Source organism: Knoellia sp. AC549 (assembly GCF_979258975.1).
In genome coordinates this window covers 640,770-666,569 of the sequence record NZ_OZ409890.1, presented here as the reverse complement: position 1 = coordinate 666,569, position 25,800 = coordinate 640,770, and the positions used below count along the sequence as shown (strand labels likewise).

Sequence of the window (25,800 nt, the reverse complement as noted above, 5' to 3'; positions counted from 1 at the left end):
TCCGGCAGCGGATCGTCAGACAGGTATGCCGCCCGCGCGAGGAGCGTGGACGGCATACCTTCGTCGTGCGTCAGGGGCGGTGGCGACCGGCGCCGACGAGCTCGTGCTTCTCGGGCTCGTCCGCGTCGGGGGAGTCGGCGAACGTCTCGGACGAAGGAGTCTGGCCGGGCCGGCCGAGCTTCTGCCCCTCGACATCGACGTCGGGGAGGATCCGGTCGAGCCAGCGCGGCAGCCACCACGCCTTGTCGCCCATGAGGTACATGAGGGCCGGGATGAGGGTCATCCGCACGATCACCGCGTCGAAGAAGACCGCAGCCGCGAGGGCGAAGCCGATCGACTGGATGAGCGGCTCGTCCTGGAGCATGAAGGCGGCGAAGACCGAGATCATGATGGCGGCCGCAGCGGCGACGACGCGGGCGCCGTGGCGGAACCCGTCGACGACGGCGTCACGGGCGCTCTCGCCGTGCACGAAGGCCTCGCGCATCCGGGTCACGAGGAAGACCTGGTAGTCCATCGCCAGCCCGAAGACGATGCCGATGACGAGGATCGGCATGAAGCTCATGAGTGGCGCGCCGTCGAAGAACCCGCCGACGCCCTCCTGGAACACCAGGATCGTCGTCCCGAGCGTCGCGAGCACCGAGAGGAGGAACCCGAGGGTGGCCGTCAGCGGCACGAGGATGGAGCGGAAGACGATCATCAGCAGGATGAACGCGAGCCCGACGACGACGGCGAGGTAGGGGAGCAGGGCGCTCTGCAGCTTCTCGGACACGTCGGTCTGGATGGCGGTCAGGCCGGTGACACCGACCGTGGCGCCGGTCCGGGCCTCGATGTCGGCGCTGGTGCCGCGCAGGTCCTCGAGCAACGTCAGCGTGGCCTCGTCGTCCGGGCCGCTCCGGGGGGTGATGAGGATCTGGGCGCCGGTGCTCTCCTCGTTCATGCCGACGATCTGGGCATTGGCCACGTCGCTCTGGCCGGCGGCCCAGTCGACGACCTCGCCGTAGGCGGCGGAGCGCTCGGCAGGGTCGCTGATCTGACGCCCGTCGACGACGAGGACGAGCGGACCCTGACGCCCGGCGCCGAACGCGTCGGTCATGAGGTCGGCAGCCTTGCGCTGGGTCGTCTCGACCGGAGAGGTCGAGTCGGAGGGCAGGGCGAGGTGCAGGTCCTTCATGGGGATGGCCAACGTGCCGAGCACGACGACGGCGAGCACGGCGACGAGAGCCGGCGCCCGACCGACGAGCCGGGCCCAACGGACCCCGTTGTTGTTGACGACCTCTCCGTCGTCGGACCGCACCTTGCGGACGCGACCGGCGAACGCCTTGCCCTTGAGCATCCCGAGGATGGCCGGGGTGAGTGTGAGGGCGATGAGCACCGACACGAGGACCGTCGCAGCGGCCGCGAGGCCCATGGTCGTGAGGAACGGGATCCTGACGAGGGCGAGGGCGGAGAGGGCGATGATCACGGTGAGTCCCGCGAAGACCACGGCCGAGCCGGCGGTGCCCAAGGCGCGTCCGGCCGCCTCGGCCCGGTCGTCGGTGTGTCGCAGCTCGCTGCGGTAGCGGCTGAGGATGAACAACGCGTAGTCGATGCCGACGGCCAGGCCGAGCATCGTCGCTAGGGTCGGCGTCATTGTGCCGAGCTCCCAGAACGCGGTCCCCCCGACGACGAGGAGCGCGCCGATGCCGACACCGATGACCGCGGTGACGAGGGGCAGGCCTGCGGCCACGAGCGAGCCGAAGGTGAGGATGAGGACGAGGGCGGCGATGGCTATGCCGATGAGCTCGGACGTCCCGCCGGGTGGGGCGAAGCTCTGCATCCCGGCACCGTTGACCTCGGCCGTGAGTCCTTGCTCACGCGCGGTGTCCAGCGCGCCCAGGACGGCGTCCTGGGTCTCCGGCGCGACATCGGTGACGGTCTTCACGTCGAAGGTCCAGGTGATCGTGCCGATGCGCCCGTCAGCACTCAACGGAGAGAGGGCAGCAGCGTTGGCCTCGGCCTCCGCGACGGGCGTGCCCGCCTCGGTCGCGGCCTTGAGCATCTGCTCGCGCTGACCGGTTGCGGAGTCGACCGGGCTCACGAGCTGAGCGGCGCCGGGGGTGTCCTGCGGGGGCATCTGCGGGAGGGCCTTGAGGTCGGCGAGCAGCGCTTCCACCTTCGCCGCGTTCGCCGGGTCGGCGAGCTTCTGGCCCTCCGGTGCGGCGATGACGACGGTGGCCGTGGCCTGGTCGAAGGCGTCCCCGGTCTGCGGGAAGAGCTCCTGCTGGAGCTGCGCCGCCTGCTCCGACGGGATCCCGGGGATGGAGAACTTGTCGATCATCGGCTTCGAGATCGACGTCGCCACCCCGCCGATGGCGACGAGTGCGACGAGCCAGGCCGCGATGAAGTACGGCCAGCGACGGTATGCCGTCCGGCCCAGTCGATAGAGGTATGTCGCCATGGCGAAGCTGCTCCTTGTGGTGGAGGTGTGGGTGAAGAGGAAGCGAACGGCCGCGCGGCCGAGCTGGGTGGGTGCGCGGACCGGTCAGGAGAGAAGGCGGGTGGCTTCGTCGACACCAGCCATGAAGTCGGTGGGGAAGTCGCGGTCCTCATCGCTGAGGAACGAGGTCATCGAGTGGTGGAAGAGGCCCACGATGATCGCGACCGCCACCCGTGCCCGAGGGTGGCCGGAGGGAAGTCCTTCACGCTGCTCGATGGCCTCGCGCACCTGGCTGACCATCCCCTCGAACCGCTCCTTGGCGACGGTGATGAGTCGCGGGTTGCGCTCGAAGAGGGCGTGGATGCGGTGCCAGTCCTCCCGCGTCGGCTCCTCGCGCGTGTAGATGTTGGTCACCAGATGACCGAGGTCGCGCAGGAGGTGCCCCTCCGGTCCGCCGGCGACGAACACGGCCACGTCGTCCGGGCTGATGCAGTCCGGGCTGTCGAGGACGGCCGCTTCCTTGCCGGGGAAGTAGTTGAACAACGTCCGCCGAGAGACCCCGACCTGCTCAGCAAGCTCGTCGAGGGTGAACCCGTCGAAGCCGTGCTCGATGGCCAGCTCCTGCGCACACCTCGAGATCCGGCGAGACGTCTGCTCCCGCCGCGAAACTGCACTCTCACCAGCCATAGTGCAAGTTTGCACTGACACCCCACATAGTGCAAATCGCGTTCCTGGACGTGCTTCATGGCGGTAACGAGCAGAGGTGACTTACGGGGCTGGGAGGTGAGGAGCGAAAGGGAGTGTGCACGTGTCGGTTCGCCGCTGGCTGGGTCTGGCGGGAGCCGGGAGCGCGCTCAGCGCGCGGACGGCGGATGGGACTGCGGCGAACCGACACGTGCACGCGACTCCACAACGCAACGGAACGGCATACGCCGGCTGTTGCGAGCCAGCGTCAGGTGAGGTGGAGGATGACCTGCTGCGCGGGAGCAGGGGAGTCCGTTGGCTGCCACTCCCACGCGTCGGAGTCCCGGCTGCGCGTCCAGCGGCGGTCACCGATGGTCACGCCGGTGATGCCGGTGTCCACGGCCTTTGCGACCGACCAGGAGGCGATGGACCACGCCATCTGGTCACTGGGCGCCTTCACGGTCAGGGTGCCCTGGCCCGCGGTCGCCTTGAGGGCGTACTCGTTGTCGAGGAGGCGTTCGACGAGGGCGACGTCGGCCTCGCCCTCGGGGTCGTCGAGCCGGCAGGCGACGCCGCGGGGGGAGTGACCGGCCAGCGAGGACGCCAGGATGCGGCCCTCCTGCTCGTGGTCGGCGTAGGCCTCGGGATAGGCGCTGCGCTGGACCTTCTGGGCGACCACCGTGATGGTGCCGGTCTCCCAGTCCTTGACCTTGACGAGGGCGTCGTAGAACTTGTTCGTCGTGTACTCGGGGTCGAGGATCTCCTCGACGGTGCCCCACCCCTGCGACGGACGCTGCTGGAACAGGCCGACGGAGTCGCGGTCGCCGTAGCGGATGTTGCGCAGCTTGGACTCCTGGATCGCCGTCGCCAGGGCGATGGTCGCGGCCCGTGCGGGAAGCCCCCGACGCAGGGCGATCGCGGTGATCGTGGCGGCGTTGCTCATCTGGTCCGGGTCGAAGTCGACCGAGTTCCCCGCTGCCGTCGCCTGGCACCGCGGACCCAGGACGCTCTGGAACAGGTTGCGCCCGCCGAACCACGCTCCCAGACCGACGAGCGCCACGAGGCTGAGGACGAGGGCGCGGGCGACCCAACGGGGGGCGCGAGCGGGCTGGTCCTCGGCAAGGGTCATGCGGCCGCGGGTCGAGCGCATCAGTCGTTGGCGTGGAGGACGGAGTTGAGGACGATGCCGTGGCCGTCGCGCGGACGCGCCTCGACCGTGCCCGTCACGGAGTTGCGCAGGAAGAGCAGGTTCGACTGGCCGGAGAGCTCGCTCGCCCTGGTGACGGTGGCGTCGGGAAGCGTCACCTTGGTGCCGGCCGTGACATAGAGCCCGGCCTCGATGACGCAGTCGTCGCCGAGGGCGATGCCCAGACCCGACTCGGCGCCGAGCAGGCAGCGCTCGCCGATCGACACGCGTTCGGTGCCGCCACCCGAGAGGGTGCCCATCGTCGATGCCCCGCCGCCGATGTCGGAGCCGTCACCGACGACGACGCCCTGGGAGATGCGGCCCTCCACCATGGACGTGCCGAGGGTGCCGGCGTTGAAGTTGACGAATCCCTCGTGCATGACGGTCGTGCCGCTGGCGAGGTGTGCCCCCAGCCGCACCCGGTCGGCGTCGGCGATGCGGACGCCCGAGGGCACGACGTAGTCGGTCATGCGCGGGAACTTGTCGATGCCGAAGACCTGCACCGGGCCCCTGGCCAGCAGAGCGAGCCGGGTGAGCTCGAACCCGTCGACGGCGCACGGCCCCTGGCTGGTCCACACGACGTTGGTCAGCGCCCCGAAGAGGCCGTCGAGGTTGGTCGAGTTGGGCGACACGAGTCGGTGCGAGAGCAGGTGCAGACGCAGCCATGCATCGGCGGTGTCCGTCGGTGCGCCATCGAGGTCGATCTCCACCAGTCGCACCTCGCGGGTCACACCGCGCGCGTCGTCGGACACGGCCAGGTCGGCCAGGCCGCTCGGCTCCTGCGCATCGCCTGCGTCTCCCAGGGCGGGTGCCGGGAACCACACGTCGAGGACGGTGTCGCCGTGGAGAGTGAGGAGGCCGAAGCCGTGTGCCGTGCGCGCAGTCATGCCGCCAAGCCTAGGGCGCCGCTCCTCGGCGGAGGTCACGCCCTTCCCCGTCCGCCGATCCATGCAGGTCAGCCGCCGATCGGCCCTCCCGAGGGGGCCGACCGACCAGTCGTCGGTAGGGTCTCGCGTATGCCGCTCGACCTCACTGCCGATGTAGTCACCCTCACCGCTGCGCTCTGCGACATCGAGTCGGTGAGCCTGGGTGAGGGCGCCGTCTGTGACGCGATCGAGGAGGCGCTGCGACCCCTGCAGCACCTCACCGTGACGCGGATTGGCAACACCGTCATCGCCCGCACCGAGCTCGGCCACGGCGAGCGGGTCGTGCTCGCCGGGCACATCGACACCGTGCCCCTCACGGACCCACCCAACCTCCCGACGCGCCGACTCCCCGGCGCCGACGGCGAGGGCGAGGTCCTCTGGGGGCGGGGCACGGTGGACATGAAGGGTGGCGTCGCCGTCCAGCTGCGGCTCGCCGCAACGGTTCCCGCGCCGAGCCGTGACGTCACCTACGTCTTCTACGAGGGCGAGGAGATCGAGAGCGAGTTCAACGGGCTGCTCCACATCCAGCAGCAGCGACCCGAGCTCATCGAGGACGCCGACTTCGCCGTCCTCCTCGAGCCCACCGGAGCCATCGTCGAGGGCGGCTGCAAGGGCACGTTGCGCATCGACCTCACGACCAAGGGTGCAGCCGCCCACTCGGCGCGACCGTGGAACGGACACAACGCGATCCACGACGCAGCCGAGATCCTCGGTCGGCTCACGGCATACGAGCCGAGGACGGTGGTCGTCGACGGGCTCGAGTACCGCGAGGCGCTCAACGCCGTCAGCATCTCCGGTGGCATCGCCGGCAACGTCATCCCCGACCGGTGCACGGTGTCGGTCAACTACCGCTACGCCCCCGACACCGACGAGGACCAGGCAGTGGCGCACATGCACGAGGTCTTCGACGGGCTGACCTTCGAGATCACCGACAACGCCGGGGGAGCGCGACCGGGTCTCGACCTGCCCGCGGCCAAGGCGTTCGTCGAGGCACTCGGCGTGGACGTCGTCGCCAAGCAGGGCTGGACCGATGTGGCCCGCTTCCAGGCGATGGGTCTGCCCGCGGTGAACTTCGGTCCGGGCGATCCCAACTTCGCCCACCACGACGAGGAGCGGTGCCCCGTCGACCAGCTCGTGTCGTGCGAGGCCGCGATGCTCAGGTGGCTCGCCTAGGTTGGTGCGGTGACTGACTCCGTGACTGACGCACCAGAGCCCTGGGACGACGCGCAGGACTACTTCAAGGGTCCCGTCGTCATGCGGCGATCCAAGGTGCCCGAGGAGACGACCGACCAACGCCTCCTCGACAGCAGCGGCTCCGCCGACTGGGTCCACACGGACCCGTGGCGGGTCATGCGCATCCAGTCCGAGTTCGTCGAGGGCTTCGGCGCGCTGGCCGAGCTGGGACCGGCCGTGAGCGTCTTCGGCTCGGCCCGCACCCGGGAGGACGACCCGACCTACGAGCTCGGTGAACGGGTCGGCTCGGCCCTCGTCCGCGCTGGGTATGCCGTGATCACCGGTGGCGGTCCAGGTGCCATGGAGGCGGCCAACAAGGGTGCGTGCGAGGCGGGCGGGGCCTCGGTCGGCCTGGGCATCGAGCTGCCCTTCGAGACGGGACTCAACAAGTACGTCGACCTCGGCGTGAACTTCCGGTACTTCTTCGCTCGCAAGACGATGTTCGTCAAGTACGCGCAGGGGTTCATCGTCCTGCCCGGGGGCTTCGGCACCCTCGACGAGCTCTTCGAGGCGATCACCCTCGTCCAGACGCAGAAGGTGACGTCGTTCCCGATCATCCTCATGGGCACGACCTACTGGCAGGGGCTTCTCGACTGGCTCCGGTCGTCCGCCCTCACGGCCGGGACGGTCAGTGCCAAGGACCTGGCACTCATCACCCTGACCGATGACGTCGACGAAGCCGTCGCGGCCATCGTCGCGTCGGATCGGGCGCAGGCGCCCGAGGGCGCCGAGGGCAGTGGAACCCACCCCGAGTGAGCGCCACCTAGGATCAGCCACGTGGAATGGGTTGCCCTCGGACTTCTCGCCGTCGCCGTCGTCGTGGTCACGGTGGGCGTCGTCACGGGTCGGCTCGACGCCCCCGCACTGCCTGCACCCACGTCCACGACCCCGCCGCTCGAGCTTCCCACCGACCCTGACCAGCGCCGACGTCGACCACCTGAGCCTGGGCACGACGCTCTACGGCTACGTCCCGGCAGACGTCGACGCCGCCCTCGACGAGCGTCGGGATCGCCTCGCCGAGCAGGAGCGGGTCCTTGCGGAGCGGGACGGTCATGTTCACCCTGACGCGTGAGTCGCCGCTGCCGCCCACGGAGCTGTGGTCGCGCGTCGCCGCCCTCGCGGAGCACACCGAGACCGTCCCGTTGACCACCACCCTGGCTGACCCGGGTGAGCCGGCCCTGGGGTGGCGGTTCACCGTGCGGACGGCCCTGGGGCCGCTCCGCTTCGACGACACGATGGTCGTCGAGGACTGGGACGCGCCTCATCGGTGGCGCATTCGCAAGACCGGCCGCCTCGGTGGCTGGGCGCAGGTCGACGTCACTCCGTATGCCGGTGGCTCGCGCCTGACGTGGACCGAGGAGCTGTGGCTCGGGGTGCCTGGGCTGCGGCGCGTGACGAGGGCGGCCGGAGACCTGGTCGGCCCTCTCGTCTTCGGTCGCGTGGTCGACCGTCTCGTGTCGGACCGCTCATGATGTGGGCGCTGCTCCTCAGCGCCCCGGTGGTCGTGGCTGCTCTCGCGATGGCGTGGTTCCTCGGGCGGCGTCCGGCAGGGGGCACGGGAGAACGCGCCGGCGGCGACGAGGACGAGGCGTTCGGCCTCCAGCTCATCGGCTACCCCGTCGCGCGGGTCGACGAGGTGCTGGAGCACCTGGACGCCCAGATCGCCACCAACGACCTCCGCCTGGGCAACAGACCCTCTTCTAAGTCTGGGGATCCGGAAGCAACGGCAGTCCCCGGAGACCACACGGAAGGGGCGTCCCGGACGTCCCCCGTTGCGTCTGCGGGCCCGGTCGCAGGAGCGACCACGTCCACGGACACAGGCGCGGGAGACGCGGGCGCAAGGGTGAGGTGGGGGTGGGTCGACCTCGCCGTCGTCGCGGCCTATCTCGGCACCGCACTCCACGTCCTCAGCGACCTCGTGGGGCGCACGTCCACGGGCTACCTCTCGCAGGGGGTCCAGGACCACCAGGCGTTCGAGTGGTACTTCGGGGCGTCGGCCCACAACGTCGCGACGTTGTCGAACCCGCTCTTCAGCGATCGTCAGAACTACCCCGACGGCGTCAACCTCATGGCCAACGCCGCGGTCACCGGCCTCGGTATCCCGCTCGCACCCCTCACCCTCGCCACGAGCGCCCACGTCACCTTCTTCGTCGTCGAGCTGCTCGGGCTGGCAGGCACGGCTGCTGCCTGGTACTGGTTCATCCGCCGACGCGGCCTCGGGCGCACGGCTGCCGCGGTCGGCGGGTGGTTCGTCGGGTTCGCCCCGGCGATGGTGTCGCACGCCAACGGCCACCCGAACTTCGTCGCCCTCTTCCTCATCCCCGTCATCGTCGACCGGGTCCTGCGTCTGGCGCAGGGCGATGGGCGCCGACGCATCCGTGACGGTGTGGTCCTCGGGCTCCTCGTCACCTGGCAGATCTTCATCGGCGAGGAACCGTTGCTGCTCGCGGCGATCGGGATGGCGATCGCCGGCCTCGTGCTCCTCGCCCACCGCAGGCTCGACGTCGCGCGGGCGCTCCCGGGGGTGGGACTGGGCGCGGCGCTCTGCCTCGCACTCGTCGCCGTCCCGCTCTGGTGGCAGTTCGCCGGTCGACAGAGCTACACCTCGATCTTCCACCTGCCGGGCGGCAACGACCTCGCGGCGCTGTGGGGCCGCGCGACCCGCACCGTCGGTGCCGACCCCTTTGCCTCTGCTGCGGTGTCGATGAACCGCACCGAGGAGAACGCCTTCTTCGGCGTGCCGCTCTGGCTGCTCGCCGGGGTGATCGTGCTGGCCCTGGTTCGCCGCCCCGCCGTCCAGGCGCTCGCGGCGGTGGTCCTGCTCAGCACCTGGCTCTCGCTGGGAGAGGAGGTGCTCCTCCACGGCCGGCCCACCGGCATACCCGGTCTGTGGGCGCTGTTCGACGAGCTGCCCGTCCTCGAGAACGTGCTGCCCACCCGCTTCGTCATGATCGCCGTACCTGCACTCGGGGGCCTGCTCGCCATCGCCATCGACGCCGCGATGAAGATGTCCCCGCTCCGCCGCGACGACGCCGACGAGCTCGAGCTGCCTGCCTGGCTCCCACGGTTGGGTGGGTGGCTCGTGACCGCAGCTGCTGTCGTCGCCCTGCTGCCCGTCTTCCCGACCGCGCTCCGCGTCGACCCGCGCCCGCCGGTGCCGACCTTCTTCACCGGCGACGCGTGGCGCGACTGGAGCCATGGCGGCTCGATCCTCGCCGTCCCCCCGACCGACATCGTCGACGCCCGGGCGTTCGACTGGCAGCTGGCCGCGGACACCATGGCCTTCCCGATCGTGGAGGGCTACTTCGTGGGCCCCAACGGTCGGCCCGACCGTGGCGGTCAGTACGGCGCCGTCCGCCGTCCCTTCTCACTCTGGCTCTATGACGTCAACGCGGCCAACGCCGTCACACCCGCGACCGAGGCGCAGCGGCTCCAGTTCGCCGAGGACCTCCGGGCGTGGCGAACCGATGCCGTCGTGCTGCCCATGCGCACCGAGACGACGGCCCTGCGGGACTCGCTCGTCACGGTGCTCGGCGACCCGGTCCAGGTCGAGGACGTGTTCGTGTGGGACGTGCGCGAGCTGCGGTCATGAGTGCCGACACCCGGTCGGTGAACGAGGCCCCCGCGACCTCGCGCTCCCTCCTCACTCTCGCCGGACGCTCGCAGCTGACCGCCCTCGCCCTGGCGCACCCGGTCCGGACGATCCTCGTCGTCTACCTCGTCTCCCGGCTCGTCGCACTCGCCGCGATGTGGGTCGCCGCCACGTGGTTCCAGAACCCTGCCGGCGTGGGTCACCTCGACCCGACCGTCGGCGACCTCCTCGTCCTCTGGGACAGCGAGTGGTATGAAACCGTTGCGACACAGGGCTATCCGGTTCCTCTGCCGGCAGACCCCGCATCGGGCAAGCTCACCTACAGCGCCTGGGCCTTCTATCCGCTGTTCCCCCTCCTCGTGAAGGGACTGATGCTGCTGGGCATCCCCTTCACGGTCGCCGCGGTCGGCCTCAACGTCGTCCTGGGCGGTCTCGGGGCCGTCCTCATCTGGGCCCTGTTCCGTCATGGGCTCCATGCCGACCCCCAGCCGGGACGCGAACGGCTCGCCCTCGTGGCCGCCTGCCTCTGGTGCTTCTACCCGGCGACCGGGGTGATGCTCAAGGCCTACACCGAGCCGCTCGCGATCGTGCTCGTCGCAGCCTCGCTCCTGTATCTCATGCGACGCCGGTATGCCGTGGTCGCCCTGCTCGCGGTGCCGTTGGGCTTCACGCGTGGAGTCGCCGCAGCGATCGGCTTCGCGGCCCTCATCCACCTCATCGTCCGGGTTCGGGAGGACCGCGCCGCGGGCGTCCTGCCGTTGCGGGGCCAACGGGTCACGGCCTCGGCCATGCTCGTCGTGATCGGGCTGTCCGGCATCGCCTGGCCGGTGATCGTCGGTGCCGTGAGCGGCATACCGACCGCCTTCCTCGACGTGCAGGCGGCATGGGGACAGGACCCCGCGTCGGGACCGTTCGTCCTCTGGCTGCAGTGGGCGTGGGATGCCCGCGGCGTCTTCGGCGCGGCGGTCCTCGTCGCCCTCTGCGGGACCTACGTCGGACTCATCCTCGGTCGGCACGGGCGATGGATCCCGGTGGAGGTGCGGGCGTGGGCCGTCGCCTACCCGCTCTACCTCTTCGCCGTGGTCCGACCGATCACGAGCATGTGGCGCTTCCTGCTGCTGGACTTCCCCATCGCCGCCCTCCTCGCGAGCGTCGCGATGCGGACCTCGACGGGGGAGCGGATCGTGACGCACTGGCGCAGGCGGGTGGCGATCCTCCTGGTGCCCATCCTCGGCGGTCTCGTCTGGTGGACGTGCGCCCTGCTGACCTACATGCCGTGGGGGTCGCGACCGCCGTGATCGACCCCGGATTTCGCTCCCACCTCGCGGACAGGAATAATGGATCGGGACACCGGTGCGCCAACGCCGGCACGTGAACACGTGACGCACGACTGTGCGTCGCGGCAACGAAGGGAACACCCATGGCGGCAATGAAGCCCAGGACGGGCGACGGCCCTCTCGAGGTCACCAAGGAGGGTCGCGGCATCGTGCTCCGCATGCCTCTGGAGGGTGGTGGCCGACTCGTCGTCGAGATGACGCCGGACGAGGTGCGAGCGCTGGGTCAGGCCATCGACGACTGCGAGGCACTGAAGAAGTGACTCGTCGACTCTGACGTGTTGAGAGGGCCCGCACCGACATGGTGGGGGCCCTCTCGTCGTCGGTAGGGTCGAGTGCGTGCCTGCCGAAGATCTCCTCGCCCCGACCCTGCCCTCCTGGACGACCGCCGACGGACCCCTCGCCGACGTCCTCGCCGATCTCGACCCGACCGACCTCGCGCTCGTCGTGGGCGTCGTCGACGGGGACGGGCCCTGGGAGAGTCGCGCCCACGCCGCGCTGACCGAGGCCGGCTTCGCACCGGACGAGCTGGCCGACACCCACGAGCCCTCGACGGCTGCAGGAGCCACGACGACGGTCCGTATGCCGCGTGGCGAGCTTCCCGTGCGGGTGCTGGTGCTCGTCGGGCTGGGTGACGCAGGTCCTGCCGACCTGCGGGCCGCGGGCGCCGCTGCGGGGCGGGCCACCCGGGGTCGCGCCCAGGTCGTGGTCCTGGCCCCGTCGTCCGACGAGACCGGGCAGGCAGCGTTCGTCGAGGGCACGGTCCTCGGCGGGTGGGCGCCGGCGAGGTTCACGGGGGGCGGATGGACCTCGGGGACCGACGTCGCTGCGGCGGTGGTTCTCGTCGCCGTCGAGGGCGATGTCGTGGAGCGGGCAGTGGCTCGGGCTCGCGCCACCCTGCTCGCCCGCAACCTCGCCAACACTCCCTCGAACATCAAGAACCCTGCCTGGATGGCTCGACAGGCCCGCACCGTTGCGTCGCGCGCCGGCCTCGACGTCAAGGTCTGGGACGAGAAGGCCCTCGCCGCAGGCGGATTCGGCGGTCTGCTCGCTGTCGGCGGGGGTTCTGCGACACCGCCGCGGCTCGTCCAGCTCGGATACACCCCCGAGGGGTCGAACGCCTCGACCCCGCACGTCGTCCTCGTCGGCAAGGGCATCACCTTCGACTCCGGTGGCCTGCAGGTGAAGCCGGCCGACGGGATGCTCGCCATGAAGACCGACATGTCCGGGTCCGCGATCGTCCTGGCCGTCCTCGCGGCCTGCCGCGACCTCGACGTGCCGGTCCGGGTGACCGGCCTCCTGGCCCTCGCCGAGAACATGGTGGACGGGGCGGCATACCGGCCCGGTGACGTCGTCACGCACTTCGGTGGGACGACCACCGAGATCGGCAACACCGACGCCGAGGGACGCATCGTCCTCGCGGACGCGCTGGCCTATGCCGATGCCGAGCTCGACCCGGACGTGCTCGTCGACATCGCCACCCTCACGGGCGCGGCCAGGGTGGCGCTGGCACGCAGCATGGCGCCGGTCTATGCCACCGACGGCGCGCTCTCCGAGGAGCTGCGTGCCGCCGGCGAGACAGCAGGTGAGACGCTCTGGCCCTTCCCGCTGGTGCAGGCCTACCGTCAGGCACTGGAGTCCGAGGTGGCCGACATCAACCACATCGGGCCCTCGGTCGGAGGCGGGTCGATCACGGCAGCACTCTTCCTCCGGGAGTTCGTGGGGGAGCGTCGCTGGGCCCACCTCGACATCGCCGGCCCCGGCCGGTCCGATGTCGACTCCGGAGTCCACGGCAAGGGTGGGACGGGGTTCGGTGCACGACTGCTGCTGCGATGGTTGGAAGGTCTTTCATGAACGCCGGATACGGGCTGGCAGTGCGTTGGTCCCTCGAGGACGCCCCTGAGAACGCCCCTGACCTGCTCCGCGAGTACGTCGTGGGGACGTCGATCGCCCGCTTCATGTTCCTCGACGGGCTGGCCTTCAAGGTGTGGCGCATGCGCGAGGGCGAGTGGTTCGAGGGGACCTACGTGTTCGACAGCGAGCAGGAGCGCAAGGTCTTCCGCGAGGAGTTCGAGGCCACCGCCGGCGAGTCCAAGGGGACCGAGCTGCATCGGCTCGTCACCCATCGCGATCGAGGAGTTCGAGGTCGTGGCGATCGCCGAGGGGCCGGCCGGCTTCCGTCGCGGCGCCGGGCCCCGGGTCGACGCGCACGCGTAGCCCTCTACGCGAAGTCGGGGGCCTCAGCGCTTGACGGCGATGAGCAGTCCGTCACTGACCGGCAGCAGCGCCGGCAGGAGGTCGTCGTTGTCGCGCAGCGACTTGCCGAGGTCCCGAAGGATGCTGGTCTCGCCGTCGCGGGCCGCAGGGTCGGCGACCTTGTCGTGCCACAGCATGTTGTCCAGCGCCAGCACGCCGCCGCTGCGCAGCAGCCGGATCCCGTGCTCGACGTATGCCGGATAGCTCGCCTTGTCGGCGTCGATGAGCACCATGTCGTAGGCACCGTCGGTCATGCGGGGCAACACGTCGGTGGCGCGTCCCGAGATGACGCGGGTCCGCTGCGTCGGGTAGCCGGCGGCGGCGTAGGCCTCACGAGCGGCCTTCTGGTGCTCCGGGGAGATGTCGATGGTGGTGAGGACGCCGTCCTGGGGCATCCCGGCGAGGAGCCACAGGCCCGAGGTGCCGGCCCCGGTGCCCACCTCGATGACGTGCTTGGCACCGATGGCCGCCGTGAGAAGTCGCAGGGTCGCGCCCGCACCCGTCCCGACGGGGGTCGCGGCCTCGAACGCGAGACCGCGAGAGCGTGCCTGCTCGATCACCTCGGGCTCGGGGACGAAGTCCTCGGCGTACGACCAGCTCGCGGGCTTGAGGGTGCTCATGGGCGGCAACCCTACTCGGGCGGGGACGCCCGAACGGACTCACAGCCGGCGTACAGGGTTCTCCGGAACATTTCCCGGCTCCGGCGCGTAGACACCTGTGACATGAGCAGCCAGGTGGCCACCGAGCAGGGGACGACGATGACGAGCGACGCAGGTGCGGCCACGGGGGAGTGGACACCGCCGTCGTGGGAGCAGATCGTCGAGGAGCACTCCGCCCGGGTCTACCGCCTCGCCTATCGGCTCACCGGCAACGTGCACGACGCCGAGGACCTCACCCAGGACGTCTTCATCCGCGTCTTCCGCTCGCTGCACACCTATCGCCCGGGCACGTTCGAGGGCTGGCTGCACCGCATCACCACCAACGTCTTCCTCGACAAGATGCGCCGCAAGCAGCGCATCCGGTTCGACGCGCTCTCGGACGAGTCGGCAGCCCGGCTGCCCGCCCGCGAGGCAGGACCCGAGCAGACCTTCGCCGACACGCACTTCGACGATGACGTGCAGCGTGCGCTCGACTCCCTCGCGCCCGACTTCCGGGCCGCGGTGGTGCTCTGCGACATCGAGGGTCTGTCCTACGAGGAGATCGCGGCGACGCTCGACATCAAGCTGGGCACCGTGCGCTCCCGCATCCACCGCGGTCGCGCCCAGCTCAGGGAGGCCCTGGCCCACCGTGCCCCCGAGGTGCGCAACGCCCCCGCGTCCTCGCAGTCACTCCGGCCGGGGCTCCTCACGCCCGCGCGGGGTGCCGTGTGATCCACCTGTCGCGTCCCTCGCGCTGCCGGCTCGACGAGCTCCCCGACTACGTGTCGGGCCAGCTCTCGGCCCAGCGCACCCTCGACTGGGACCGGCACCTCATCTCGTGCGTGGGTTGCCAGCACGCCGTCGCCGGCGAGCGCCGCCTCCAGTCACTGCTGTCGTCGGGCTGCCCGTCGATGCCCGGCAGCCTCCACGCACAGCTGGTCGCGCTCGCGTCGTCGATGCCCGGACCCGCCATCCCCCAGACGAGCGAGCGCGCACCACTCGAGATGGTGGCGCCGTCCGCCCCACCGGCACACCGCAGTCCGCTGCGGTCGGCCGCGATCGCCACCGCCGCAGCAGGGGCCACGGCAGCGGTCGCCTGGACCCTCACCATCGCCGGGACGGGGGCGGTCACCACGACCGTCACGTCGGTCGGTGGCGCGTCCCCGTCGGTGCGCCCCGCGGTCGGCTCACCTGGTCCGTCCGTGGGTGGTCTGAGGACCCGCAGTGTCTCCACCGGGTGGATGAGCAGCACCTCTGTTCGGAATCTTGACCTGTGCGAGGCAGAATCGCGGGCATGACCGAGGACAGCGAACGCCACGACGAGGCAGAGCAGCCCCGCGTCGATCCGGACCACACGCAAGAGGTCGACCTGAGCCACACCCAGGAGTTCGGTCCACCTCCGGGTCAGCCGCCGCTGTTGCCGCCGCACGAACCCACCCGCGACTCCGGGTGGGGCGACCGTGCGCCCACCTTCGGCGAACCTGCCCCTCGCTACACACAGCCGGCCTCGAACTACGCCCCGCCAGCCTCGCCCTTCGCCCCGCCGCCCCGGGACCAGGCTGCGACGGAGTCGAGCCACGGCGGCCTGCCACCGGCCAACGGTCCGCAGGGCTGGGGCTCGGGTGAGCACACGGCATACCCGCAGAATCCGTATGCCGCGTCAGCGGCTCACAGCCCCGCTGCTCGTGACCGCAAGCGCGGACCGGGGTGGTTGGGGGTCTTCCTCATCGCGGGGCTCGCTGCCCTGCTCGCGGGGCTGGGTGGTGGTCTGCTCGGCGGCTGGCTGGGAGCCACCGACCGCTTCGACGGCCTGGACGTGACGAGCTCCGAGGCGAGTGGTCCGACGCCCGAGCCCGGCGCCGGCGCGACGGCGCGACCGGACGGCTCGGTGGCCAACATCGCCGCCAAGGCCATCCCCAGCGTCGTGACCATCCGGGTCGAGGCAGATGCGGGCGACGGCACCGGGTCGGGCTGGGTGCTCGACGACAAGGGCCACATCGTCACCAACAACCACGTCGTCTCGGCGGCTGCCACCCAGGGCGAGATCACGGTCGTCCTCACCAACGGCAAGCAGGCCAAGGCGACCATCGTCGGCCGCGACGTGTCCTATGACCTCGCCGTCCTCAAGGTCGACCGCACCGACCTCACGCCGCTGCCGCTCGGCGACTCGGCCAAGGTCGTCGTCGGCGACCCGGTCATCGCCGTGGGCGCGCCGTTGGGCCTGGAGTCGACCGTGACGACGGGCATCGTGTCGGCGCTCAACCGCCCGGTCACCCCGGGCGAGGCCGACGACCAGTCGTTCATCAACGCGATCCAGACCGACGCAGCGATCAACCCCGGCAACTCCGGTGGTCCGCTCCTCGACATGGAGGGTCGCGTCATCGGGATCAACTCCGCCATCGCCCGCGTCGCCGGCAACGCCATCGGCGGGCAGAGCGGCAACATCGGTGTCGGTTTCGCCATCCCCAGTGCCCAGGTCAAGATCACGGTGGACCAGCTGATCCGCACGGGCAAGGCCGAGCACCCGATCATCGGTGTCCTGCTCGACCGTGAGTACCAGGGTGAGGGCGTGCGGATCGCCGAGGACTCCGGGGACACCCCCGCGGTAACGCCCGACGGACCGGCTGCCAAGGCTGGTCTCAAGGCCGGTGACGTCATCACCGCCTTCGAGGGCCGGCCGATGATCGACCCCGACGCCCTCGTCGTCGCGATCCGGTCCAAACCGGTCGGATCGACGGTCACCCTGACCGTGCTGCGTGACGGCAAGCCCCGGGATGTCAAGATGGTCCTCCAGGGCAGAAGCGACTGACGCGCGTCACAGCGCACAGGAGGACGCGTGTTCGGCATCAACGGGTGGGAGATCGTTCTCCTTGCCCTCATCGCTGTCTTCGTGCTCGGGCCGGAGCGGTTGCCCGAGTATGCCCAGAAGCTCGCCCAGCTCATCAAGAAGGGGCGGGTCATGGCCGAGGGCGCCAAGGGGCAGCTCAAGGACCAGCTGGGCCCGGATTACGAGGACATCAACTGGCGCCAGTACGACCCGCGCCAGTACGACCCCCGGCGGATCGTGCGCGAAGCACTGATCGAGCCCCTCGAGGATGCCGCGTCAGGCCTGAAGTCGGACGGCAACAACCCCGACATGGGCGAGGTCGACGTCCTTGACGACAGCGCGGTGAGCTTCGGGTCGGACGAGGGTGGCTGGGACCCGCTGCGTCCCACGCCCTACGACGTCGACGCCACCTGACTCAAACCCCGACTTATTGCGAGTTCGGCTCACACCGCTCGGGCCGAAGGCCCTCCCGCGGGTGAGCCGAACTCGCAATAAGTCGGCCTGTCAGCGGCCGGAGGGCGTGAGGCCGAGGGAGCGGCCCGCCAGGCCACGTGAGCGGGTGCCGAGCTCGCGGGCGATGCCGCGCAGGGCCACTGCCGCGGGTGAGGTTGACTCGCTGAGCACCACGGGCGTGCCCTGGTCGGAGCCGATGCGCAGCGTGGTGTCGAGCGGGATCTGTCCGAGCAGGGGCACGGGGGCGCCGATGCTGCGGGTGAGCGAGTCCGCGACGATCTGACCACCACCGGAGCCGAAGATCTCCTGGCGGGAGCCGTCGGGCAGCTCGAGCCATGACATGTTCTCGATGACGCCGGCGACGCGCTGGTGGGTCTGGATGGCGATCGCGCCGGCACGCTCGGCGACCTCGGCCGCGGCCTGCTGCGGGGTGGTCACGACGAGGATCTCGGCACCGGGGATGAGCTGGGCGACCGAGATCGCGATGTCGCCGGTGCCCGGGGGGAGGTCGAGGAGCAGGATGTCGAGGTCGCCCCAGAAGACGTCGGCGAGGAACTGCTGGAGGGCCCGGTGGAGCATCGGTCCACGCCAGACGACGGGCTGGTTGCCGGGCACGAACATGCCGATCGAGATGACCTTCACCTCGTGCGCGATGGGCGGCAGGATCATCTCGTCGACCTGCGTGGGTCGCTGCTCGACACCGAGCATGCGCGGGATGGAGAAGCCGTAGATGTCGGCGTCGACGACACCGACCTTGAGGCCCTGCTGGGCCAGCGCGGCGGCGAGGTTGGCCGTGATCGAGGACTTGCCGACGCCGCCCTTGCCGGACGCCACGGCATACACGCGGGTCAGGCTGCCCGGCTTGGCGAAGGGAATCTCCTTCTCGGCTGCGCCGCCACGGAGGTTGGTGCGCAGCTCGGCGCGCTGCTCCTCGGACATCACCCCGAGGGTGACGTCGACGGCGGTCACCCCGGCGACCTTGAGGAGGGCGTTGGTGGTGTCGTTGGTGAGCGTCTCCTTGAGCGGGCAGCCCGCGATCGTCAGGAGGATCGTCACGGCGACGCGTCCGGTGTCGTCACACTCCACGGCCTCGACCATGCCGAGCTCGGTGATCGGCTTGCGGATCTCGGGGTCGTTGACGGTGGCGAGAGCGGCGCGCAGCGCCTCGTCGCTCACAGGTGCAGCAGTGACAGGCATTGCTCCATGCTAGGTCGAGCGCCGCGATCCACCCTCATCGGTCCGGCGCTTCTGGGTGTCTGACGCGTCACGCCTGCCGGCCGTCTCCGTCTTGGCAAGCCGGCCGATGACGAGTCCTCGCTCCTCCATCTCGTCGAGGAGGTCACGCAGCTCACCACGCACGAAGTCACGGGTGGCGGAGTCGCGCATCGCGATGCGCAGCGCGGCCACCTCCCGGGTGAGGAACTCGGTGTCGGCGAGGTTGCGCTCGTCCCGGGTCCGGTCCTGCTCCAGCATCACGCGGTCGCGGTCGGCCTGGCGGTTCTGCGCGAGCAGGATGAGGGGCGCGGCATACGACGCCTGCAGGCTGAGCATGAGGGTGAGGAAGATGAAGGGGTACTCGTCGAAGCGCCAGTCCTGCGGCGCGGCCAGGTTCCACACGACCCACGCGAGGACGAAGAACGTCATGCCGATGAGGAAGTACGCCGTCCCCATGTAGCGCGCGAACTTCTCGGACAGCACACCGAACGCCTCCGAGCTGAAGGCCTCCGGTCGGGTGAGGAACTGGCGGCGGGCCTCGCGGGGCTGGTCCAGACGAGGCGCGCGGTCACGACGCTCAGCCATGGGTGGTCACCTCGTGCCGGTCGTCGCGCCAGTCGTCGGGCAGCAGGTGGTCGAGGACGTCGTCGACGGTGACGGCGCCCACGAGCAGGCCGTTCTCGTCGACCACCGGGAGAGCGACGAGGTCGTAGGTCGCGAGCAGCCGGGTGACCTGACCCATGGTGGCCTCGGTCGTGACGGGCTCGACGTCCTTGTCGAGGATGGTGCCCACGGAGGCGTGTGGCGGCTCGCGCAGCAGCCGCTGGATGTGGACCATCCCGAGGAACTTGCCGGTGGGGGTCTCCAGGGGCGGGCGACAGACGAAGACGGTGCAGGCCATCGTCGTCGACAGCTCCTGGCGCCGGACCACGGCCAGCGCCTCGGCGATCGACGCGTCCGGCCCGAGGATGACCGGCTCGGTGGTCATGAGACCGCCGGCGGTGTTCTCGTCATAGGTCAGCAGGCGTCGGAGGTCGGCGGCCTCGTCGGGCTCCATGAGCTGCAGCAGCTCCTCCTGGCGCTCGGCGGGCAGCTCGGCGAGGAGGTCGGCGGCGTCGTCGGGCTCCATGGCCTCGAGGACGTCGGCGACCCGGTCGTTGCCGAGTCCGGAGATGAGCTCGACCTGCTCGTCCTCGGGCAGCTCCTCGAGGACGTCGGCGAGCTGGTCGTCGGCGAGGGCCGCGGCGACCTCGGCCCGTCGCTTGACCGGCAGGTCGTGGATGGCCTCGGCGAGGTCGGCGGGCTTGAGGTCCTCGTAGTGCTCGAGCAGCCGGGCGGCGCTCTGCTCGTCGGCCGTGTCGCGCAGGCCCGTGACGTCCTCGACGGGGACGACGAACGTCTCACCTCGGCGGCGCCCGAGACGGGTCAGCGGGGTGCGGCTGGACGTGCGGCGGACGAAGACACGCGTCACCGACCAGCTGCGGGCGTGGTTCTGCTCGAGCCCGATGTCCTCGACGGTGGCCTCGACGGTCTCGCCCTGCTCGTCACGCACCTGGACGTGGCGCTCGATGAGCTCGGCGAGGACGAGGGTCTCGTTGGGACGCTGCTCGAAACGACGCATGTTGACCAGGCCGGTCGTGATGACCTGCCCGCCATCGACGGAGGTGACACGCGTCATCGGCACGAAGACGCGGCGGCGGCCCGGCACCTCGACGACGAGACCGATGACTCGAGGTCTGGACCGCTGCACGCTGAAGGTCAGGACGACGTCCCGAACGCGACCGACCGGGTCGCCCAGGGGGTCGAACACGGCCAGCTCGGCCAGTCGGCCCACGAAGACTCGGGTGCTCGTGCTCACGACGACAGGCTAGTCGTGTCCGCGGCGGTGCCAGTGCCACGACCCGGTTCGGCGCGCGTCGTGGAGGCGGCCTGGGCGGAGTCAGCTGCCTCCGCGACCGCGCCAGTGCCACGGGCGCCAGCGGGCGGTCGTGCCGCGGGCGGGGGAGACGGTCACGCGACCCGACCCGGCGGCATACCCTCCAGGGCCTTCCTCGGGTATGCCGTGTGGTGTGAGGACGTGGATCGTGGCACCTTCCCGCCACCGGGCGAGGACGTCGCCGGTCGCGTTGAGCCGCTTGGCCAGCAGGACCTCGGCGGCGCGGTCCCACTCCGGTGAGGTCGGGTCGAGGGAGCGCACGGTCGCTCTGAGCCGGAGGAGCCGGGCGCCGGTGTCCTTGCTGCGCAGGATGACCGTCACCTCGTCGGGGAGGAAGGGGAGCGTCTGCTCGCCGATGCCCGAGACGACGTGGACGGCGGGCCCGGCGCCACGAGGATCCTCGTCGTCGTGCCACACGAACCAGACGGCGTGGGTGCTGCCGTCCGGGATCTCGATCCACAGCACGCTGGACTTGCTGGCGGCCTCGGCCAGGAGGCGCGTGACATTGACGGAAGTCTGTCCGGGGGTCGGGATCGGCGAGCCGCTCACGGCGTGAACTGTCTCATAACGCGCGGCCCGTCCGCACTGCTAGCGTCCGGCAGCATGCGCTCACCCAAGGACTTCTTCGGCCCGCTCGCGGTCGGTGCCCCGGCGCCGGTGCGCGAGGTGCCGGCCCTCCCCAGCCGGATGATCCACTTCTTCGACCCCAGCAACGAGAAGATGGCGGCCAAGGTCCCCGGCATGGTGGGCACGGTCGACGTCCTCCTCGGCAACCTCGAGGACGCCGTCAGGGCCGACCGCAAGGAAGCCGCCCGTCAGGGCCTCGTCGACATCGCCAGGGCGACCGACTTCGGCGACAGCACCCAGCTCTGGACCCGCATCAACAGCCTCGACAGCCCGTGGGTCCTCGACGACCTCGTCACCCTCGTCACGGAGATCGGCGACAAGCTCGACGTCATCATGGTGCCCAAGGTCCAGGGGCCCGAGGACATCCACTACGTCGACCGGATCCTCGCCCAGCTCGAGGCACGTGCGGGGCTCACGCGCCCGATCCTCGTCCACGCGATCCTCGAGACGGCGCGGGGCGTTGCCAACGTCGAGGAGATCGCCGGTGCGTCGCCGCGCATGCAGGGGATCAGCCTCGGCCCGGCGGACCTCGCCGCCGACCGTCGCATGAAGACCACCCGCGTGGGTGGCGGACACCCTGGCTACCTCGTCCGTCAGGACCCGGCCAAGGACGTGGCTGAGGGCGTGGACCCGATCACCGCCGAGCGCGCGACCTACCAGCAGGACCTTTGGCACTACACGATCGCCCGCATGGTCGACGCCTGTGCGATGCACGGGATCCTCCCGTACTACGGCCCCTTCGGGGACATCAAGGACGTCGTGGCGTGCGAGGACCAGTTCCGCAACGCCTTCCTCCTCGGCTGCGTCGGCACCTGGACGCTGCACCCGGTGCAGATCGACATCGCCAAGCGCGTCTTCAGCCCCTCCGCCGAGGACGTCGCGCACGCGCGCCGGGTCAAGGAGGCCATGGGTGACGGCACCGGCGCCGTCATGCTCGACGGCAGGATGGAGGACGACGCCTCGCTCAAGCAGTGCCTCGTCATCCTCGAGCTGGCCGAACGACTGAGTGCGAGCGACCCGGAGCTTGCCTCCCTGTATGCCGTGCCGGCACCGAACGCTGACGGTGAGACGTCCTGATGGGTGGGCAGGCTGCATACACGCCCCGTCGTTCGGTGCTCTACATGCCGGGCTCCAACGAGCGCGCGCTCGAGAAGGCCAAGACCCTGCCGGTCGACGGGCTCATCCTCGACCTCGAGGACGCGGTCGCACCTGACCACAAGGAGGCTGCGCGTGAGAACGCCTGTGCCGCAGCCGCATCGGGGGAGTACGGCAACCGCGAGGTGACGATCCGGGTCAACGGCATCGGCACCCGGTGGCACGAGGCCGACCTCGCGGCTGCCGCTGAGGCCGGACCCGCCGGCGTCGTCGTGCCCAAGGTCGGCTCGGCCGACGAGGTGCGCTCGCTCGTGGCCGGGCTCGAGGCCGCGGGGGCGCCGGAGCACACGAAGCTCTGGGCGATGATCGAGACGCCCCGGGCCGTCTTCGACGTGCGTGAGATCGCGGCCGCATCACCGCGACTCGCAGTCCTCGTGCTCGGCACCAACGACCTCGTCAAGGAGCTGCACGCCGACCACGTCCCCGGGCGCGGGCCGCTCGTCACCGCGCTGCAGCTGTCGCTGCTCGCGGCTCGGGAGGCGGGCATCGCCATCCTCGACGGCGTGCACAACGACGTGAAGAACGTCGAGGGCTTCGAGGCGGAGTGCGTGCAGGGTCGTGACTTCGGTTTTGACGGCAAGACCCTCATCCACCCGGCGCAGGTCGAGCCGTGCAACGCGATCTTTGCACCGAGCGAGGAGGCGGTGAGCGAGGCCCGGGGTGTCCTTGAGGCGTGGGAGGCCGGAGCAGGCAGTGGTGTCGTCACGCACAACGGCCGGATGGTCGAGAACCTGCACGTCGAGATGGCGCGTCGGGTCCTCGCCATTCACGACGTGATCTCCAAGCGCTAGAGTTCGTTCTCGAGCATCTGCGTGTCAGCGCAGGCCCGGCCCGCTCTGGTGCGTCTCCGGGAGTCACGGGGAGCAGGACGAAGGGCAGGGCGGTCATGGACATCCAGCGACACGAGGTCAGCCGCAGGGCGGCCATGGCTGCACTGGTCGGGGCCGGAGCCGTCGGCGCGGCGGGAGCCGTCACGAGCCCGGCGCACGCGGCCACGGTCCGCACCCTCGAGCGCGGCCACAGCGGCGCCGACGTCCTTGCGTTGCAGAAGCGACTGGTGCAGCTGAGGTACTGGTGCGGGACGCCGGACGGGACGTTCGGGCACCTGACCCAGCAGGCCGTGTGGGCCCTGCAGAAGGTCGCCGGGGTGAGCCGCACCGGCAAGGTCGGCTCGGTCGAGCGCTCGCTCCTCAGCCGAGGCGCTCGCACACGCCCGAGGTCGACCAGCGGGAACGTGCTCGAGGTCGACCTCAAGCGTCAGCTGCTCTTCGTCGTCAGCAACGGCGCACTGCTCTACACGCTCAACACCAGCACCGGCAGTGGCGAGCGCTACTACTCGGGCTCGAGCTGGAAGACGGCTCGCACGCCCACCGGGAGCTACTCGATCTACTACCGCTGGCCCAACGGCTGGCAGAACGGATCGCTCGGCTCCATGTGGCGGCCGACGTACTGGAAGGGCGACTTCGCGATCCACGGATCCCAGTCCATCCCGCCCTACCCCGCCTCGCACGGCTGCTGCCGGGTGAGCACCGCGGCGCAGGACATGCTCTGGGCCCAGGGTCGCGTCGCCATCGGTCGCAGGGTCTGGGTCTACTGACCGCGACCGGCCCGCTCTGATCGTTCGGCCGAAGGCCGAACGAGCCAGGCCGGGACCGGTGGCCGGATACCATGAGAAGGCCGGGCTTCCGCCCGCTGTCTCCGGGCTCGCCCGGCCACCGTCGGAGGAGCGCCGTGTCGACCCAGACCAGTGTCACGCAGTCGCGGTCCATGCGGGCGGCCCCACGATCGGGGCGCCTGGACCAGGCCCAGATGCGGGCCGCCAACATGGGCCTCATCCTGCGTCACCTGCGGATCCACGGCGGGCGCTCGCGAGCCACCCTGGCCGCCGAGACGGGCCTGTCCAAGGCCACCACGTCGGGTCTCGTCAGCGACCTTGCTGAGCGCGGGCTCGTGCGGGAGGGCGAGATCCATCGCGGGGGTTCGGTCGGGCGGCCGGGTCTCACCGTGAACCTCGACGGCCGACGCGTCGCCGGCCTGGGACTGGAGATCTCCATCGACTACGTCGCGGTGACCGCGGTGGACCTGACCGGAACCGTCATCCGCGAGAGCATCACCCCGATGGACGTCCCACGGCTCGCGGTCGAGGTCGTGCTCGACCGCGTGGCGGCCATCGCCCGTCGGATGGTCGAGTCCCTCCGGGCGTCCGGACACATCGTCGTCGGCTTCACGGTCGCCCCTCCCGGGGTCATCGACTACGAGGCAGGCATGGTCCGATTCGCCCCCAACCTCGGGTGGCGAGCGGTCGCCCTCGCCGCGGGCCTCTCTGAGCGAATGGGCCCTGGCTGCCCCCGGATCCAGCTCGAGAACGACGCCAAGCTGGCCGCTGTCGCGGAGTATGCCGTGTACGCCGACTCCGAGGTCCAAGACCTCGTCTACCTCTCGGGCGAGGTCGGCGTGGGGGCGGGCATCATCGCCGAGGGACGACTGGTGAGGGGTTGGTCGGGCTTCTCGGGAGAGGTGGGCCACCTCGCCCTCGGACCCGGCGAGCTGCAGTGCAGCTGCGGTCGCCGCGGGTGCTGGGAGCTCGTCGTGGGTCTGCACCACTTCCTGCACCTCGCCGCTCCCGAGGGGGACGTCGTTCATGACTCGAGCCGGTCGATGGAGGACCGCCTCGAAATCCTGCGCGAGCGGGCGACCTCCGGAGACGAGCGCACTCTCGCCGCTCTGGGTGCCATCGCAGGTGATCTCATCCGGGGGCTGTCGATCCTCGTCGACGTGCTCAACCCCCGGCTCATCGTGCTCGGCGGCTACTTCGCCGCGTTCGGGGAGCACCTCATCGCTCCGGTGCAGTCTGCTCTGGACGAGCGCCGCATGGACGAGGGGAGCGAGGTCGTCGTCGCTGCCTCGGCCCTCGGGCTCAGCGCTGCCTCCCGGGGTGGCGCACTCGCCGCTCTGGAGGGCGTCTTCGAGGACCCCACGACGGTCCCCGCTGCCTGACCGGGCCGCCGCCCTGACCATCGAGACGTGGTCAGGGGGTTGACGCTCACATGCCCGGCTGCCATAGTTCGTTCATCGAGTGAACGTATTAGACAGAGGCGGTTGTCATGCGCAGGTCCCATCACACTTCCCGGCGGCTCGCCGCCGTGACAAGCGTCTGTGCGGTGGCGCTCGGCGCCCTCGCGACCACCCCCGCGTGGGCGGCTTCCGCCGCGCCGGCGTCCCCCGTGGCTGCCGACGCGAGCGGTGCGCCGGTCGTCATCGCGTCCGCCGAACTCGAGGTGCAGCTGGACCCGACCTTCCCCCAGACGCTGGGTTACAGGTC

General features: G+C 70.5%; 25 protein-coding genes. 15 read left to right on the top strand and 10 right to left on the bottom strand.

The features are described from left to right. Positions 1–70: 70 nt before the first annotated feature. The 4 genes from ACZZ98_RS03160 to dapD all read right to left on the bottom strand — a co-directional run bounded on the left by ACZZ98_RS03160 (position 71) and on the right by dapD (position 5,173). Positions 71–2,437 carry an MMPL family transporter gene (locus ACZZ98_RS03160; protein WP_463514908.1) on the bottom strand — a complete coding sequence of 789 codons (2,367 nt, stop codon included), beginning with the start codon at positions 2,435–2,437 and terminating at the stop codon, positions 71–73. Positions 2,438–2,521: 84 nt separating this feature from the next. Next, positions 2,522–3,103 carry a TetR/AcrR family transcriptional regulator gene (locus ACZZ98_RS03155; RefSeq protein WP_463514907.1) on the bottom strand — a complete coding sequence of 194 codons (582 nt, stop codon included), beginning with the start codon at positions 3,101–3,103 and terminating at the stop codon, positions 2,522–2,524. A gap of 265 nt (positions 3,104–3,368) precedes the next feature. Continuing rightward, the gene (locus ACZZ98_RS03150) at positions 3,369–4,229 is read right to left on the bottom strand and encodes a hypothetical protein (protein WP_463514906.1); all 861 of its coding nucleotides are present in this window, start codon (positions 4,227–4,229) and stop codon (positions 3,369–3,371) included. Positions 4,230–4,249: 20 nt separating this feature from the next. Continuing rightward, positions 4,250–5,173, bottom strand: a complete 924-nt coding sequence (dapD, locus tag ACZZ98_RS03145) for a 2,3,4,5-tetrahydropyridine-2,6-dicarboxylate N-succinyltransferase (protein ID WP_463514905.1) — start codon at positions 5,171–5,173, stop codon at positions 4,250–4,252. Between the two features lie 129 nt (positions 5,174–5,302). On the opposite strand from dapD, the gene dapE reads away from it, so the two are divergent. Next, complete coding sequence (gene dapE / locus ACZZ98_RS03140) at positions 5,303–6,385, top strand: succinyl-diaminopimelate desuccinylase (RefSeq protein WP_463514904.1); 1,083 nt, start codon at positions 5,303–5,305, stop codon at positions 6,383–6,385. An 81-nt stretch (positions 6,386–6,466) separates the two neighbouring features. Next, positions 6,467–7,201, top strand: a complete 735-nt coding sequence (locus tag ACZZ98_RS03135; RefSeq protein ID WP_463517711.1) for an LOG family protein — start codon at positions 6,467–6,469, stop codon at positions 7,199–7,201. A gap of 82 nt (positions 7,202–7,283) precedes the next feature. On the opposite strand, the gene ACZZ98_RS03130 is transcribed toward ACZZ98_RS03135, so the two are convergent. Beyond that, positions 7,284–7,499: a hypothetical protein gene (locus tag ACZZ98_RS03130; protein WP_463514903.1), complete on the bottom strand. Its 216-nt coding sequence runs from the start codon at positions 7,497–7,499 to the stop codon at positions 7,284–7,286. On the opposite strand from ACZZ98_RS03130, the gene ACZZ98_RS03125 reads away from it, so the two are divergent. The 5 genes from ACZZ98_RS03125 (at position 7,498) to ACZZ98_RS03105 (ending at position 13,225) form a co-directional block, all read left to right on the top strand. Then, positions 7,498–7,917 (top strand): SRPBCC family protein, encoded by a 420-nt coding sequence (locus ACZZ98_RS03125; protein WP_463514902.1) that lies wholly within the window; start codon positions 7,498–7,500, stop codon positions 7,915–7,917. The genes ACZZ98_RS03130 and ACZZ98_RS03125 overlap by 2 nt on opposite strands. Then, a complete protein-coding gene (locus ACZZ98_RS03120) occupies positions 7,914–10,037 on the top strand; it encodes a glycosyltransferase family protein (protein WP_463514901.1) in 2,124 nt (707 codons plus the stop codon). The genes ACZZ98_RS03125 and ACZZ98_RS03120 overlap by 4 nt, the downstream gene beginning before the upstream one ends. After that, positions 10,034–11,335, top strand: coding sequence for a hypothetical protein (locus ACZZ98_RS03115; RefSeq protein WP_463514900.1), 1,302 nt, complete (start codon positions 10,034–10,036; stop codon positions 11,333–11,335). The genes ACZZ98_RS03120 and ACZZ98_RS03115 overlap by 4 nt, the downstream gene beginning before the upstream one ends. A gap of 122 nt (positions 11,336–11,457) precedes the next feature. After that, the gene (locus tag ACZZ98_RS03110) at positions 11,458–11,634 is read left to right on the top strand and encodes a DUF3117 domain-containing protein (protein ID WP_082569572.1); all 177 of its coding nucleotides are present in this window, start codon (positions 11,458–11,460) and stop codon (positions 11,632–11,634) included. A 76-nt stretch (positions 11,635–11,710) separates the two neighbouring features. Then, positions 11,711–13,225 (top strand): leucyl aminopeptidase family protein, encoded by a 1,515-nt coding sequence (locus ACZZ98_RS03105; RefSeq protein ID WP_463514899.1) that lies wholly within the window; start codon positions 11,711–11,713, stop codon positions 13,223–13,225. A gap of 386 nt (positions 13,226–13,611) precedes the next feature. Here the strand turns inward: ACZZ98_RS03105 and ACZZ98_RS03100 are convergent, their stop codons facing one another. Then, positions 13,612–14,247 carry an O-methyltransferase gene (locus ACZZ98_RS03100; protein WP_463514898.1) on the bottom strand — a complete coding sequence of 212 codons (636 nt, stop codon included), beginning with the start codon at positions 14,245–14,247 and terminating at the stop codon, positions 13,612–13,614. 102 nt (positions 14,248–14,349) lie between these two features. On the opposite strand from ACZZ98_RS03100, the gene sigE reads away from it, so the two are divergent. Genes sigE through ACZZ98_RS03080 form a run of 4 tightly spaced genes read left to right on the top strand, consistent with a single transcriptional unit; the run spans position 14,350 to position 17,506 of the window. Continuing rightward, positions 14,350–14,997: an RNA polymerase sigma factor SigE gene (gene sigE, locus ACZZ98_RS03095; protein ID WP_463514897.1), complete on the top strand. Its 648-nt coding sequence runs from the start codon at positions 14,350–14,352 to the stop codon at positions 14,995–14,997. Then, a complete protein-coding gene (locus ACZZ98_RS03090; RefSeq protein ID WP_463514896.1) occupies positions 14,994–15,563 on the top strand; it encodes an anti-sigma factor in 570 nt (189 codons plus the stop codon). Before sigE ends, ACZZ98_RS03090 begins: the two co-directional genes overlap by 4 nt. Further along, positions 15,560–17,074, top strand: coding sequence for a S1C family serine protease (locus ACZZ98_RS03085; RefSeq protein WP_463514895.1), 1,515 nt, complete (start codon positions 15,560–15,562; stop codon positions 17,072–17,074). Before ACZZ98_RS03090 ends, ACZZ98_RS03085 begins: the two co-directional genes overlap by 4 nt. A 27-nt stretch (positions 17,075–17,101) precedes the next feature. After that, positions 17,102–17,506, top strand: coding sequence for a Sec-independent protein translocase family protein (locus tag ACZZ98_RS03080; protein ID WP_463514894.1), 405 nt, complete (start codon positions 17,102–17,104; stop codon positions 17,504–17,506). A 90-nt stretch (positions 17,507–17,596) separates the two neighbouring features. Here ACZZ98_RS03080 and ACZZ98_RS03075 read toward each other — a convergent pair whose 3' ends face one another. From ACZZ98_RS03075 to ACZZ98_RS03060, 4 genes are all read right to left on the bottom strand, one after another. Continuing rightward, entirely contained in the window at positions 17,597–18,742 is a 1,146-nt protein-coding gene (locus tag ACZZ98_RS03075) for an Mrp/NBP35 family ATP-binding protein (RefSeq protein ID WP_463514893.1), read from the bottom strand. Between the two features lie 9 nt (positions 18,743–18,751). After that, entirely contained in the window at positions 18,752–19,345 is a 594-nt protein-coding gene (locus tag ACZZ98_RS03070) for a DUF1003 domain-containing protein (RefSeq protein WP_463514892.1), read from the bottom strand. Beyond that, positions 19,338–20,618, bottom strand: a complete 1,281-nt coding sequence (locus ACZZ98_RS03065) for a magnesium transporter MgtE N-terminal domain-containing protein (protein WP_463514891.1) — start codon at positions 20,616–20,618, stop codon at positions 19,338–19,340. Before ACZZ98_RS03065 ends, ACZZ98_RS03070 begins: the two co-directional genes overlap by 8 nt. A gap of 81 nt (positions 20,619–20,699) precedes the next feature. Continuing rightward, entirely contained in the window at positions 20,700–21,245 is a 546-nt protein-coding gene (locus ACZZ98_RS03060; RefSeq protein ID WP_463514890.1) for a hypothetical protein, read from the bottom strand. 54 nt (positions 21,246–21,299) lie between these two features. Here ACZZ98_RS03060 and ACZZ98_RS03055 point away from each other — a divergent pair, with 54 nt between their 5' ends. The 4 genes from ACZZ98_RS03055 to ACZZ98_RS03040 all read left to right on the top strand — a co-directional run bounded on the left by ACZZ98_RS03055 (position 21,300) and on the right by ACZZ98_RS03040 (position 25,475). Further along, positions 21,300–22,400, top strand: coding sequence for an HpcH/HpaI aldolase/citrate lyase family protein (locus ACZZ98_RS03055; RefSeq protein ID WP_463514889.1), 1,101 nt, complete (start codon positions 21,300–21,302; stop codon positions 22,398–22,400). Further along, positions 22,400–23,269, top strand: a complete 870-nt coding sequence (locus ACZZ98_RS03050; RefSeq protein ID WP_463514888.1) for an HpcH/HpaI aldolase/citrate lyase family protein — start codon at positions 22,400–22,402, stop codon at positions 23,267–23,269. Before ACZZ98_RS03055 ends, ACZZ98_RS03050 begins: the two co-directional genes overlap by 1 nt. A 95-nt stretch (positions 23,270–23,364) precedes the next feature. Next, positions 23,365–24,075: a L,D-transpeptidase family protein gene (locus ACZZ98_RS03045; RefSeq protein WP_463514887.1), complete on the top strand. Its 711-nt coding sequence runs from the start codon at positions 23,365–23,367 to the stop codon at positions 24,073–24,075. 134 nt (positions 24,076–24,209) lie between these two features. Continuing rightward, positions 24,210–25,475: an ROK family transcriptional regulator gene (locus ACZZ98_RS03040; RefSeq protein WP_463514886.1), complete on the top strand. Its 1,266-nt coding sequence runs from the start codon at positions 24,210–24,212 to the stop codon at positions 25,473–25,475. Positions 25,476–25,800: the final 325 nt, after the last annotated feature.

Coding starts and splice junctions, on each gene's coding strand:
- ACZZ98_RS03160 (WP_463514908.1), bottom strand. CDS start 2,437: ATGGCGACATACCTCTATCGACTGGGCCGGACGGCATACCGTCGCTGG.
- ACZZ98_RS03155 (WP_463514907.1), bottom strand. CDS start 3,103: ATGGCTGGTGAGAGTGCAGTTTCGCGGCGGGAGCAGACGTCTCGCCGG.
- ACZZ98_RS03150 (WP_463514906.1), bottom strand. CDS start 4,229: ATGACCCTTGCCGAGGACCAGCCCGCTCGCGCCCCCCGTTGGGTCGCC.
- dapD (WP_463514905.1), bottom strand. CDS start 5,173: ATGACTGCGCGCACGGCACACGGCTTCGGCCTCCTCACTCTCCACGGC.
- dapE (WP_463514904.1), top strand. CDS start 5,303: ATGCCGCTCGACCTCACTGCCGATGTAGTCACCCTCACCGCTGCGCTC.
- ACZZ98_RS03135 (WP_463517711.1), top strand. CDS start 6,467: ATGCGGCGATCCAAGGTGCCCGAGGAGACGACCGACCAACGCCTCCTC.
- ACZZ98_RS03125 (WP_463514902.1), top strand. CDS start 7,498: ATGTTCACCCTGACGCGTGAGTCGCCGCTGCCGCCCACGGAGCTGTGG.
- ACZZ98_RS03130 (WP_463514903.1), bottom strand. CDS start 7,499: ATGACCGTCCCGCTCCGCAAGGACCCGCTCCTGCTCGGCGAGGCGATC.
- ACZZ98_RS03120 (WP_463514901.1), top strand. CDS start 7,914: ATGATGTGGGCGCTGCTCCTCAGCGCCCCGGTGGTCGTGGCTGCTCTC.
- ACZZ98_RS03115 (WP_463514900.1), top strand. CDS start 10,034: ATGAGTGCCGACACCCGGTCGGTGAACGAGGCCCCCGCGACCTCGCGC.
- ACZZ98_RS03110 (WP_082569572.1), top strand. CDS start 11,458: ATGGCGGCAATGAAGCCCAGGACGGGCGACGGCCCTCTCGAGGTCACC.
- ACZZ98_RS03100 (WP_463514898.1), bottom strand. CDS start 14,247: ATGAGCACCCTCAAGCCCGCGAGCTGGTCGTACGCCGAGGACTTCGTC.
- sigE (WP_463514897.1), top strand. CDS start 14,350: ATGAGCAGCCAGGTGGCCACCGAGCAGGGGACGACGATGACGAGCGAC.
- ACZZ98_RS03085 (WP_463514895.1), top strand. CDS start 15,560: ATGACCGAGGACAGCGAACGCCACGACGAGGCAGAGCAGCCCCGCGTC.
- ACZZ98_RS03075 (WP_463514893.1), bottom strand. CDS start 18,742: ATGCCTGTCACTGCTGCACCTGTGAGCGACGAGGCGCTGCGCGCCGCT.
- ACZZ98_RS03070 (WP_463514892.1), bottom strand. CDS start 19,345: ATGGCTGAGCGTCGTGACCGCGCGCCTCGTCTGGACCAGCCCCGCGAG.
- ACZZ98_RS03055 (WP_463514889.1), top strand. CDS start 21,300: ATGCGCTCACCCAAGGACTTCTTCGGCCCGCTCGCGGTCGGTGCCCCG.
- ACZZ98_RS03050 (WP_463514888.1), top strand. CDS start 22,400: ATGGGTGGGCAGGCTGCATACACGCCCCGTCGTTCGGTGCTCTACATG.
- ACZZ98_RS03045 (WP_463514887.1), top strand. CDS start 23,365: ATGGACATCCAGCGACACGAGGTCAGCCGCAGGGCGGCCATGGCTGCA.